Source organism: Streptomyces sp. NPDC002911 (assembly GCF_053591835.1).
This window is the reverse complement of record NZ_JBSFUO010000011.1, coordinates 223,909-235,656: the sequence shown is the minus strand read 5'-3', so window position 1 is coordinate 235,656 and position 11,748 is coordinate 223,909. Positions and strand designations below refer to the sequence as shown.

Sequence of the window (11,748 nt, the reverse complement as noted above, 5' to 3'; positions counted from 1 at the left end):
TTACGGCTCCTCGGGGGCGTCGGCGGGCTGGTTGCGGAGACTGCCGGACAGTTCGGCCAGTGCTGTGTCTGTGGGGCCCTCAGGGTCCCCAGGGCGTACGGGCGGGAACGCGGCACTGTCCGTCATGCGGACGGCGGGCTGCCGGCCGGGGGCGATACGGAGGACGAGGTGGCGGCGCCAGGCGGCGTCGTCGCGGTCGGGCCGGTCCTCCCGCCAGTGGCAGCCGCGGGTCTCCTCGCGCTCCCGGGCGGCGGCGACCAGGACCCGTGAGACGAGCAGCAGGTTCGTGGCCTCCCACGCCTCCACCCCGGGTACGGCGTCCTTGGGGCCGTCCTCGCCGGCGGCGGCCGCGGCATGCCGGAGCTCCTCCAACTCCCCGGCCGCGGTGGCGAGGCTGTCGGCGGAACGGATGACCCCGGCGCCCCTGGTCATGATCCGCTGGATCGCGGTCCGGGACTCCGCGGTGAGCAGCGGGACGGTGTGGGCTCCGGCGGGGTCCACCGCGGGGGTACGCCGGAAGGAGGCCCCTGAACCGGTCCGGCGGGCGGCCGTGACGTCGGGGGTGCCGGCGCTGTCGGCGATGTCGGCCGCGATGCGCTCGGCGAAGACCAGGCCTTCCAGGAGGGAGTTGGACGCCAGCCGGTTGGCGCCGTGCACACCCGTGCAGGCGACCTCGCCGCAGGCGTACAGGCCGGGCACGGTCGTACGGCCCCGCAGGTCCGTGCGCACGCCGCCCGAGGCGTAGTGCGCGGCGGGGGCCACCGGGATCGGCTGTGTGACGGGGTCGATGCCGTGGGCGCGGCAGGCGGCGAGGATCGTCGGGAAGCGGTGCGCCCACATCGCGGCGCCGAAGTGGCGGGCGTCGAGATACATGTGCTCGGTGCCCTGGAGGTCCATCTGGCGGGTGATGGCCTTGGCGACGATGTCGCGGGGCGCCAGCTCGGCCAGCTCGTGCTGCCCGAGCATGAAGCGGGTGCCCGAGGCGTCGACGAGGTGGGCGCCCTCGCCCCTTACCGCCTCGGACACCAGTGGCTGCTGGCCCTCGGATCCGGCGCCGAGAAACAGGACGGTCGGGTGGAACTGGACGAATTCGAGGTCGGAGACCTCGGCGCCCGCCCGCAGCGCGAGCGCCACCCCGTCGCCCGTGGAGACCGGCGGGTTGGTGGTGGCGGAGAAGACCTGGCCCATGCCGCCGGTGGCGAGCACCACGGCCGGGGCGTGGACGGCGCCGACGCCGTCGTGCTGGCCTTCGCCCATGACGTGCAGGGTGACACCCTCCGTACGGCCTTCGGCGTCCGTGAGCAGATCCAGGACCAGAGCGTTCTCGATGGTGCGCAGAGCGGCCGAGCGGACCGCGTCGACCAGGGCGCGGGAGATCTCGGCGCCCGTCGCGTCACCCCCCGCGTGCGCGATACGGCGGCGGTGATGGCCGCCCTCACGGGTCAGGGCGATAGCCCCGGAGTCGGTGGTGTCGAAGTGCGCGCCGGTGTCGATCAGCCGGCGTACGGCGTCGGGGCCCTCCGTGACCAGGGCGCGCACCGCCGTCTCGTCGCACAGGCCGGCCCCGGCGACCAGGGTGTCGTCGAGGTGCTGCTCGGGGGTGTCGCCCTCGCCGAGCGCGGCGGCGATGCCGCCCTGCGCCCAGCGGGTGGAACCGTCGTCGAGACGGGCCTTGGTGACGACGACGGTCGCGAGGCCCGCCGCGGCGCAGCGCAGCGCGGTGGTGAGACCGGCCACACCTGAGCCGACCACGACGACGTCCGCGTCGATGGCCCAGCCGGGGACGGGGGCGGTCAGCCGTATTCCGGTCACGTGACGGCTCCGAGGGTCAGCGGGATGTTGTCGATCAGGCGAGTGGCCCCCACCCGCGCAGCGACGGTGAGGACCGCCTCGCCGCTGACACGGTCCTGGGGGACCTCGGTGAAGTCCGCCGGGTCGACGAGCGCCACGTAGTCCAGGGTGAGGGGCACCGCTTCCTCGGCCGCCTCGTCCAGGACGGCCCGTGCGGCGGCCAGCACGGCGGCGGCCGTCACGGTCGGCCGGGCCAGCGTCACCGCCTGGGTGTCGGCGGCCGCGCGGGCCTCTCCCAGACGGTTGAGAGCGGCGGCCCGGCCCTCGTGCTGCGGGGTTGTCCGGGCACGGGCGTGCAGCGTCTGCTGGGCGGCCAGCCGGTCGCGGGCGGCGAACAGGGCCCGGGGCAGGGCCAGCGCGGTCCGGCGCTCCTCGGCGGAGAGGAAGCGGTTGCGGCTGGAGAGCGCGAGGCCGTCCGGGGCACGGACGGTCGGCACCGCGACGATGTCGATGCCGAAGTTGAGGTCGCGCACCATGCGGCGGACCAGCGCAAGCTGCTGAGCGTCCTTCTGCCCGAAGAACGCCGCGTCCGGCCGGGTGAGGTGGAGGAGCTTGGCGACGACGGTGAGCATGCCGTCGAAGTGCCCGGGGCGGGCGGCGCCTTCCAGCCGTTCGCCCATGGGTCCCGCGGTAATCCTGACCTGGGGGTCGCCGCCGGGGTAGACCTCGTCGACGGAGGGGGCGAAGACCGCGTCGGCACCGGCCTCCGAGGCGACGGCGAGGTCGGCCTCCAGGGTGCGGGGGTAACGGTCGAGGTCGGCGGCCTCGCCGAACTGGAGCGGGTTGACGAAGACGGTGACCACGACCTGGCCCTCGGGCCCCGCGGCGGCCCGGGCCGCACGGATGAGGGTGGCGTGACCGTCGTGGAGCGCGCCCATCGTCATGGCGACGGCGCGACGTGCTCCGGCGGCCCGGCCGAGGGCGTCCAGCTCCGTGGCGGAGCGCAGCAGGGTGGCGGGTGCGGTGTTCATCGCTTCTCCCCCGGTCCGGACTCGTCCGGACCGTGTGTTCCGTTCGTTCCGTTCGCGGCACCGCTGTCCGCCAGGACGCCGAGGAGATCCTCCGCGAATTCCGGCTTGAGCAGGCCGCGGTCCAGCGCCCGGTCGGCCGTGGCGCGCGCCATGGCGAGGTATCCGGCCACCGTCTGCGGGGCGTGCGCGCGCAGTTCGCGGATGTGGGCGGCCACGGTCCCCGCGTCGCCCCGGGCGACGGGGCCGGTCAGCGCCGCGTCACCGGAGCGTAGGGCGTTGTCGAGCGCGGCCCCGAGCAGGGGGCCGAGCATCCGGTCGGGCGCGCCGACACCTGCTTCGCGGAGCAGCTCCATGGACTGCGCGACCAGGGTGACCAGGTGGTTCGCACCGAGGGCGAGTGCCGCGTGGTAGAGCGGCCGGGACTCCTCGGCGATCCATTCGGGCTCGCCGCCCATCTCGATGACGAGCGCCTCGGCGGCGAGTCTGAGCTCCTCGGGGGCGGTCACCCCGAAGGAGCAGCCGGCCAGCCGCTGGACGTCGACGGAGCTGCCGGTGAAGGTCATCGCCGGATGCAGGGCGAGCGGGAGTGCGCCGGCCCGCAGCGCGGGGTCGAGCACCCTCGTCCCGTACCGCCCGGAGGTGTGGACGAGGAGTTGGCCCGGTCGGACGGCGCCGGTCTCGGCGAGGCCTTCGACCAGGCCGGGCAGCGCGTCGTCGGGGACCGTCAGCAGCACGAGCTCGGCGGCCGCGAGCACCTCGGCGGGGGTCACCAGGGGGACGTCGGGGAGCAGTGCGGCGGCCCGGCGCACGGATGCGTCGGAAACACCCGAAACCGCGACCGGGCGGTGCCCGGCGAGCTGCAGCGAGGCCGCGAGGGCCGGGCCGACCCGCCCCGCGCCGACGACGCCGACGGTGAGGCGGGCGGGACGATCCCTCGCGTCGAGGGCTTCCTTGGAAACTGATGCGTTCACGCGGCGACGGCCTTCCGTTCCAGTCCGCGGGGGGTACCGGACGATTTCTCTGCATGCTACGCCAGCGTTTCGCCACATCCACCAGCCATCCACAGCCTGTGGATAACTTCTGGGGGCGAGATGACTCCGGGTGAATGGTGTCAGCGGTCCGGGTGATGATCGTCCCATGGGAGTCACCGATGAGCAGAAGCAGCGGAACCGCAGGCTGACCGCGTGGCAGCGGTCGGGAAAAGTGCTGGCACGGATGTCCGCGGACCACCCGCTGGCGGGGCGGCTGGCCTCGCTGGCCGCCGACGCCGGCACGGTCCACGACCAGGGCGAGTGGACGGATGTGTACGGCGACGGGGTGGTCGCCGAGGTCGAGCGGCGCACTGCGGACCTGCTGGGCACGGAGGCGGCAGCCTTCTTCCCGACCGGGACGATGGCGCAGCAGGTCGCGCTGCGGTGCTGGGCGGGGCGTACGGGCAATCCGGTCGTCGCCCTGCATCCGCTCTCCCACCCCGAGGTGCACGAGCGCGGCGCGCTCGCCTCGGTGAGCGGGCTGCGCACGGTGCATCCGACAGCCGCGCCCCGGCAGGCCACGGCGGACGAGGTCCGGGACTTCCCCGAGCCGTTCGGCACGCTGATGCTCGAGCTGCCGCTGCGTGACGCCGGATTCGTCCTGCCCTCCTGGGCGGAGCTGGAGGCCGTCGTTGCCGCCGCCCGGGAGCGGGACGCGGTGGTGCATCTGGACGGGGCGCGTCTCTGGGAGTGCGCGTCGCACTTCGGGCGCGGTCTGCCGGAGATCGCGGCGCTCGCCGACAGTGTGTACGTGTCGTTCTACAAGTCCCTCGACGGGCTGTCCGGAGCGGCGCTCGCCGGACCGGAGTCACTGATCGAGGAGGCGAGGACCTGGCGCCACCGGTATGGCGGTCAGATCTTCCAGCAGTACCCGGCGGCTCTCTCCGCCCTGTTGGGCCTGGAGCGGGAGCTGCCGAGGCTGGCGTCGTACGTCGCCCACGCGAAGGTGGTCGCGGCGGCTCTGGCGGAGGGTTTCGCCGGGTCGGCGGCGCCCTGGTTCCGGGTGCACCCCGAGCCGCCGCACACGCACCAGTTCCAGGTCTGGCTTCCCTACGCCGCGGACGTGCTGGACGAGGCATCGGTGCGGCAGGCCGAGGAGACGGGCGTGGCCCTCTTCCGCCGCTGGTTCGCGGCTCCGGCGGGCCCACCCGGGCTCTCGTACACCGAGGTCACGGTGGCGGCGCCGGGACTGGAGTGGACGGCCGGCGACGTACGGGAAGCGGTGGCCGGGTTCGTGGCGCGGCTCCAGGAGCAGGCGGCGCCTCAGGAGTAGGGCGGGCGGTGGGCGGCGGCCCAGGCGCGGATACACCGGCGGATGGTGCGCAGAACTTCCCGGTCGTGCGAGCCGGGCAGCGGGGGCGGGAACTCGCCGTGCTGCGCGGCGCGCCGGCTGTCGAGCATGTGCTGCTGAACGATGTCCATGCATCCAGCCTGGCCCCGGCCCGGCAGGTCCGCCCAGCTGTATCAGCCTGTACGGAACCGGGCGAACTCGCCGACTCGCACGGCATCAGGCCCCCGAGGTCTCCCGCCACCCGGCGCTGCTCCGCCACCGGACGGCCCGTTGATCCTGAGGAGACGGTCCATCGGTCAGCCCGCCTGGCCGCCGGCCCTGACCAGCCCTGTCTCGTACGCGAGGACGACCACCTGGACGCGGTCGCGCAGGCCCAGTTTGGTCAGGATGCGGCCCACGTGGGTCTTCACGGTCGCCTCCGACAGCACCAGACGGGCGGCGATCTCGCCGTTCGAAAGGCCCTGGGCGACCAGCAGCATCACTTCGCGCTCCCGCTCGGTCAGCTTCTCGACACGCTTGTGCTGCGGCTCCTTCCTGCCGCTCGGCAGCATCGGCGAGAACCGGTCGAGCAGCCTGCGGGTCGTGGACGGCGCCACGACGGCGTCGCCGCTGTGCACCGAGCGGATGGCGGAGAGCAGCTCGCCGGGCGGCACGTCCTTGAGCATGAACCCGCTCGCACCGGCCTTCAGACCGGAGAACGCGTACTCGTCCAGGTCGAAGGTGGTCAGGATCAGCACCTTGGGCGGATCGGTCTGCGCGCAGATGCGCCGGGTCGCCTCCACGCCGTCCAGCCGTGGCATGCGTACGTCCATCAGCACCACGTCGACGGCCGTGGACCTCAGTACCTCGATCGCCTCGGCCCCGTCGCCGGCCTCCGCGACGACCTCCATGTCCGGCTGGGCGGCGAGCACCATCCGGAACCCGGTGCGCAGCAGCACCTGGTCGTCGACGAGCATTACGCGGATCGCCATGAGGTGGTGTCCTGTTCCTGTCGTCACTGGTTGGCCGGTTTGAGCGGAAGCAGGGCGCTGATCCGGAAGCCGCCGCCCTGGCGCGGGCCCGCGTCCAGCGTGCCGCCGACCATGCCGACCCGCTCGCGCATACCGATCATTCCCTGTCCCGCGCCGTCGGCCCCGCCGTCCGCGTAGAGCTCGTGCGGGGCGCCACGGCCGTCGTCCTCGACCAGGAGGCCCAGCCCGTCGTCGAAATAGACCAGCCGCACGCTCGCCCCGGCGTCCGGGCCACCGTGCTTGCGGGTGTTCGTGAGGGCTTCCTGGACGATGCGGTACGCGGTCAGCTCGACCCCGCTCGGCAGCGGACGCGGGGTGCCCTCGATCTTGAAATCCACCGCGAGGCCGGTCTCCCTGACCTTGCCGACGAGTTCCTCGATCTGCCCGACGTCCGGCTGGGGGACGTATTCCCCGCTCTCCTGCGCATCGCCGGTCCTGAGCACTCCGAGCAGCCGCCGCATCTCGGCCAGGGCCTGGCGGCCGGTGCAGGAGATGGTCTCGAGTGCCTGCCTGGCCTGCTCGGGGGACGAGTCCATGACATACGCGGCGCCGTCGGCCTGCACCACCATCACCGAGACGTTGTGCGCGACGACGTCGTGCAGTTCGCGTGCGATGCGGGCCCGCTCGGCGGCCACCGCGACCTTCGACTGCGCCTCGCGCTCCCGCTCCAGCCGGGCGGCCCGCTCCTCCAGCTGACTGAAGTAGGCCCGCCGGGTGCGTATCGAATCGCCGAGCACCCAGGCCAGGACGAAGGGCACGGTCATGATGACGACATAGCCGACCGTCTGCACCCAGCCGCCCGTCGGAGCGTCGCCGGGCCAGCGCAGCCGCGAGATCGCCGCTGCGGCCAGGCTGCACCCGAGGGCGAGCCGGGATGCCCAGCGCTCCCCCACCGTGGCCACCGTGTACGTGATCACCAGCATGGCGAAGTCAGCCACATCGGGCCGCACTCCGAACAGCAGCTGGGCGAGCCCCATCAGGATCGCGAGCAGCAGCATCTTCTCCGGCGCGCGGCGGCGCAGCGCGACCACGGCGCACAGGCCGACGGCGATCGGCACGGCGGCGACGCGCTCCCGGCCGGCGCCGACCTGGCCGGCCACGATGGACACGCCGGAGAACCCGAGGAGGAGGACAGCCCAGAAGGTGTCGACGCCCGTCGGGTGTCTGCGGATGAAATCGTAGAAGCGCTGCACGTTACCCAGCGTAGGGACAGCTGATCGGTACCCGGGTCAGCCGAAGGGCCGATCCGGGTCCTGGGACCGTACTCCCCAAGGTGGAGACTTGCCCACGTGACGTATGACTGGTGCCGCTGGCGGGAAGCCGCCGAGACCGCTTTGTACGGGGAAGACGGTTTCTACCGGCGCCCCGAGGGCCCCGCGGGCCATTTCCGCACGTCGGTGCACGCCTCCCCGCTGTTCGCCACCGCCGTCGCCCGGCTGCTGGCCGGCACGGCACGGGAACTGGGCACCGACTCGGTCGCCCTGGTGGACGTGGGAGCGGGCCGCGGCGAGCTGCTGACCGGGGTGATGGCGGCCCTGCGGGACGGAACCCTGGCCCCCGGCCTCATCGTGCGGGCGTACGCCGTGGAGCTCGCCCCGCGCCCGCCCGGCCTGGACCCGGCCGTCGAGTGGTGCGCCGAACCCCCGCAGGGTGTGCGTGGGCTGCTGTTCGCCAACGAATGGCTGGACAACGTCCCGACGGACATCGCCGAAGCCGACGCGGACGGCGTGCCCCGCTACGTCCTCGTACGGAAGGCCGACGGCACCGAGCGGCTCGGTGATCCGGTGACCGGGGCGGACGCCCGGTGGCTGAGGCGATGGTGGCCGCTGTCCCGGCCCGGCGACCGCGCGGAGATCGGCCGGCCCCGTGACGAGGCCTGGGCCCGGGCCGTCGCCTCGCTGGCAGGCGGGACCGCGGTGGCGGTGGATTACGGCCATGTACGGGCGTCGAGGCCGCCTTTCGGGACGTTGACCGGATTCCGGGGCGGCCGCGAAGTGCCGCCCGTGCCCGACGGGAGCTGCGACCTGACCTCTCACGTGGCACTGGACGCCTGCGCGGCGGCGGCGGGCAGAACGGCCGAGCTCCTGGACCAGCGGACGGCACTGCGGGAACTGGGCATCAGCGGCGAACGCCCGCCGCTGGCACGGGCGTCGGCCGATCCCGTCGGCTATGTGCGGGCGCTCGCTTCGGCGGGAGAGGCGGCGGAGCTGACGGCGCCGGGTGGGCTGGGCGACTTCGGCTGGCTGCGGCATCGGGTTCCGGGTCGCAAGGAGGGATACTGTCCCGCATGACGGAGACGACGATCGGCATCGGCGGCGCGGCGGAGAGCACCGACATGGTGCTGAACATCGGCCCGCAGCACCCCTCCACCCACGGTGTGCTCCGGCTGCGGCTCGTCCTGGACGGTGAGCGGATCCAGCAGGCCGAACCCGTCATCGGCTATATGCACCGAGGCGCCGAGAAGCTCTTCGAGGCCAGGGACTACCGGCAGATCATCATGCTCGCCAACCGCCACGACTGGCTGTCGGCGTTCTCCAACGAGCTCGGGGTCGTCATGGCCGTCGAGCGGATGCTCGGCATGGAGGTCCCTGAGCGCGCCGTCTGGACGAGGACGCTGCTGGCGGAGCTCAACCGGGTCCTGAACCATCTGATGTTCCTCGGCTCCTACCCCCTCGAACTCGGCGGGATCACACCGATGTTCCACGCGTTCCGGGAACGCGAGGAACTCCAGGCCGCGATGGAGGAGGTCTCCGGCGGCCGGATGCACTACATGTTCAACCGGGTCGGCGGCCTCAAGGAGGACCTGCCCGCGGGCTGGCTCGGCCGTGCCCGGGACGCCGTGGCGTCCGTGCGCTCGCGGATGGACGTGTACGACCGGCTGGTGCTCGGCAACGAGATCTTCCGGGGCCGCACCCGCGGGGTGGGAGTGCTGTCCGCCGAGGCCGTGCACGCCTACGGGGTGTCCGGGCCGATCGCCCGGGCCTCCGGGGTCGACTTCGACCTGCGGCGCGACGAACCGTACCTGGCGTACGGGGAACTGCAGGACACGCTCAAGGTCGTCACCCGGACCGAGGGCGACTGCCTGGCCCGCTTCGAGTGCCTGCTGGAGCAGACGCACAACGCACTGGACCTCGCCGACGCCTGTGTGGACCGGATGGCGGACCTGCCGCCCGGGCCCATCAACCAGCGGCTGCCCAAGGTACTGAAGGCCCCGGAGGGCCACACCTACGCGTGGACCGAGAACCCGCTGGGCATCAACGGCTACTACCTGGTGTCCACCGGCGAGAAGACCCCCTACCGGCTGAAGCTGCGCTCCGCCTCGTTCAACAACATCCAGGCGCTCACCGAGCTGCTGCCGGGCACGCTCGTCTCCGACATGGTGGCGATCCTGGGCTCGCTCTTCTTCGTCGTCGGGGACATCGACAAGTAGGCCCCGCACGGCAGGGGCGGCCCCGAGAAGGCTACGAGGAGACCGCGCTGCGCAGCTCCACGACCTCCAGCTGCTCGGTGTCGTCGTGCGCCGTCAGGTCGATGACCTTGCCGACGGCACGGTTCCCGGGCGCGCTCGTACGGTGCGCCGCGAGTGCCTCCTCGCCCACCACGTCCGCGAGGTCCTCGTTCTGCACGGACTCGATCGCGGTGTCCGCCTTCTGCGTGCCGAAGAAGTCGAAGGTTCCCTGCGGTACGAGGTGACGGCGCGCCGCAGCATACGGAACGACGGCGGAGGCCACCGGCACGGCACGGGACGGGCGCACGGGCGCGGGCGACAGCTGGGGCGCGGGGAGGGCGGCCTGAGGACGGCGGTGCTGGAGGTCACCCGCTCCGGCGACCGCCGCGTGCTTCCCCTTGGGGCCGTCGCCCTCCGTCTCCCGTTCCGCGGACCGCTCGGAGAGGTCGCGCTGCCGGGCCGACTCGGCCGTGCGCCGCGCCTCCTGGAGTGCGGCGTTGCGGGGCAGATCCCGCAGGGCCCGGGCGGCGCGCAGATAGGCGCCCGGCGTCGGCGTGGACTGCGCGGGCAGCAGCTCACGCGGTACGGACGCCTCGATGACGAGCTGCCGGCGGCCCTCCAGGGCGCTGGCCCGCTCCGTCTCGGCGTTGGCGTACCGGCGTAGCAGCGCGGCGTGTTCGCCCCGCAGTCCGGCGAGCTCCACGCGCTTGCGGCGCAGCTTGGTCTCCAGCCGGGTGCGCAGTTCCCGTGATTCCTCGAGGTCCGTCTCGAGTTCGGCTATGCGCTCCTCGGCCTTCCACTCGTCGCCGGCCCGGGCACGGGTCAGCTCCGCGACACGCAGCCCCGCGGCCCGGTCCCAACCGCGCATCAGACAGGCACCGGTGACGGCGGCGGCCGCCGTCACCGCCACCAGGGCGCGCAGAGGCAGGGGTTCCGCGAGGAACCAGGCGCCGGCGGCACAGAGCACCGGCACTCCGGCCACCACGACGGGAGGCAGGATTCTGTGGAGGGGCGGCGAATGGCGGTGGCGTCCTCGTGGCATGGCTCGAAATTTACCGTGCTCGCGAGTCACTTGGGAGGCCGCCCGGCAATCTGTTCCCCGCCGGTTACCTGGCAGCCTCCCACATGGCGTTCCTGCAGGCCTTTTTACTTCTTGATCAGCCCCTTCGACCGGAGATAGTCCCCGGCCGCATCGGCGGGCTTGGCACGCTCCGCGTCGACCTTGCGGTTCAGTTCCGCGAGATCCTCCGTGGTGAGTACGTCGGTGAGCTCACCGAGCGCCTCGGCGATCTCCGGCGCGCCCGCATCCTTGGCATTGAGAACCGGAAGGACGTTGTCCGCGTTCTGCAGCTTCTTGTCGTCCTCCAGGAACACCAGGCCGTAGGAGTCGAGCACCGCGTCCGTGGTGGTGGTGAGGACCAGCTGGTCCTTCCCGTCCTTGACGGCCTGCTTGGACTGCGGCGTGCCGACGCCCTTGGGGTCGATCCCGGTGACATCGATGCCGTACGTCTTCTTCAGTCCAGGCGCGCAGAACGGGCGCACCTCGCACTCGTCGCCTGCCGCGATCTTCACCTTGATCTTGGAGCTGCCGAGATCGGAAAGCGTCTTGAGGTTGTTCTTCTCGGCGAATTCCTCGGACACCGCGAAGGCGTTCTGGTCGACCGCCTTGCCCGCCGGGAGGACCTTCAGTCCGAGCGGGGTGGCGAGCTTCTCCAAGGCGGCGACGGTGGCCGTCACGTCACCCGAGGCGACGGGCTTCGACTCCGCCTCCTTCGCTCCGTTGACCTTGGCGTTGAGGAATTCCGCGAGGGTCGCCGCGTATTCCGGGACGACATCGATCTCGCCCTTCTCCAGCGAGGGTTCGTACAGTTCGCGGTTCTTCACCGTGGTGACCGAGGTGTCATATCCGGCGTCGCCCAGGACCTGGGCGTAGAGCTCGGCGAGCACCTTGGACTCGGTGAAGCCGGCGGCCCCCACGACGAGCGAGCCCTTCCCGGAGCCGGCACCGGCACCCGTGCCGGAACCGCTCTTCTCGCTCTCCAGGCTGTCGCCGCCGCAGGCGGCCAGCGAGCCTGCCAGCGTGACCGCTCCGATGACCGCACCCGCTATGCGCGAGGTCCTGCTCATGTTGTTCTCCGTCCGCGAA

Annotated in this window: 11 protein-coding genes; 3 read left to right on the top strand and 8 right to left on the bottom strand. The window is 72.4% G+C overall.

Features of this window, described 5'->3' with window-relative positions; translation table 11 throughout:
• Genes ACWD04_RS19500 through ACWD04_RS19490 form a run of 3 tightly spaced genes read right to left on the bottom strand, consistent with a single transcriptional unit; the run spans position 1 to position 3,793 of the window.
• Positions 1-1,812, bottom strand: a complete 1,812-nt coding sequence (locus tag ACWD04_RS19500) for an L-aspartate oxidase (protein ID WP_451133457.1) — start codon at positions 1,810-1,812, stop codon at positions 1-3.
• Positions 1,809-2,822, bottom strand: coding sequence for a pantoate--beta-alanine ligase (panC, locus tag ACWD04_RS19495; protein ID WP_451133455.1), 1,014 nt, complete (start codon positions 2,820-2,822; stop codon positions 1,809-1,811). Before panC ends, ACWD04_RS19500 begins: the two co-directional genes overlap by 4 nt.
• Positions 2,819-3,793: a Rossmann-like and DUF2520 domain-containing protein gene (locus ACWD04_RS19490; RefSeq protein WP_451133453.1), complete on the bottom strand. Its 975-nt coding sequence runs from the start codon at positions 3,791-3,793 to the stop codon at positions 2,819-2,821. Before ACWD04_RS19490 ends, panC begins: the two co-directional genes overlap by 4 nt.
• Positions 3,794-3,959: 166 nt before the next feature.
• Between ACWD04_RS19490 and ACWD04_RS19485 the strand changes: the two genes are divergently transcribed.
• Positions 3,960-5,126, top strand: a complete 1,167-nt coding sequence (locus tag ACWD04_RS19485) for a threonine aldolase family protein (protein WP_451133451.1) — start codon at positions 3,960-3,962, stop codon at positions 5,124-5,126.
• Here ACWD04_RS19485 and ACWD04_RS19480 read toward each other — a convergent pair.
• From ACWD04_RS19480 to ACWD04_RS19470, 3 genes are all read right to left on the bottom strand, one after another.
• A complete protein-coding gene (locus ACWD04_RS19480) occupies positions 5,117-5,275 on the bottom strand; it encodes a hypothetical protein (protein ID WP_451133449.1) in 159 nt (52 codons plus the stop codon). The two genes, ACWD04_RS19485 and ACWD04_RS19480, sit on opposite strands and share 10 nt — an antisense overlap.
• 165 nt (positions 5,276-5,440) lie before the next feature.
• On the bottom strand, positions 5,441-6,115 hold the full coding sequence (locus tag ACWD04_RS19475; RefSeq protein ID WP_451133447.1) for a response regulator: 675 nt from the start codon (positions 6,113-6,115) through the stop codon (positions 5,441-5,443).
• 23 nt (positions 6,116-6,138) lie between these two features.
• Positions 6,139-7,347, bottom strand: a complete 1,209-nt coding sequence (locus ACWD04_RS19470; protein WP_451133445.1) for a sensor histidine kinase — start codon at positions 7,345-7,347, stop codon at positions 6,139-6,141.
• Positions 7,348-7,443: 96 nt separating this feature from the next.
• On the opposite strand from ACWD04_RS19470, the gene ACWD04_RS19465 reads away from it, so the two are divergent.
• Together ACWD04_RS19465 and ACWD04_RS19460 are read left to right on the top strand one after the other, a co-directional pair.
• Entirely contained in the window at positions 7,444-8,445 is a 1,002-nt protein-coding gene (locus ACWD04_RS19465) for an SAM-dependent methyltransferase (RefSeq protein ID WP_451133443.1), read from the top strand.
• Positions 8,442-9,584 carry an NADH-quinone oxidoreductase subunit D gene (locus ACWD04_RS19460; RefSeq protein WP_451133441.1) on the top strand — a complete coding sequence of 381 codons (1,143 nt, stop codon included), beginning with the start codon at positions 8,442-8,444 and terminating at the stop codon, positions 9,582-9,584. The genes ACWD04_RS19465 and ACWD04_RS19460 overlap by 4 nt, the downstream gene beginning before the upstream one ends.
• A gap of 31 nt (positions 9,585-9,615) precedes the next feature.
• Here the strand turns inward: ACWD04_RS19460 and ACWD04_RS19455 are convergent, their stop codons facing one another.
• Together ACWD04_RS19455 and ACWD04_RS19450 are read right to left on the bottom strand one after the other, a co-directional pair.
• On the bottom strand, positions 9,616-10,644 hold the full coding sequence (locus ACWD04_RS19455; protein ID WP_451133439.1) for a hypothetical protein: 1,029 nt from the start codon (positions 10,642-10,644) through the stop codon (positions 9,616-9,618).
• Positions 10,645-10,748: 104 nt separating this feature from the next.
• On the bottom strand, positions 10,749-11,729 hold the full coding sequence (locus tag ACWD04_RS19450) for an ABC transporter substrate-binding protein (protein ID WP_451133437.1): 981 nt from the start codon (positions 11,727-11,729) through the stop codon (positions 10,749-10,751).
• Positions 11,730-11,748 lie beyond the last annotated feature (19 nt).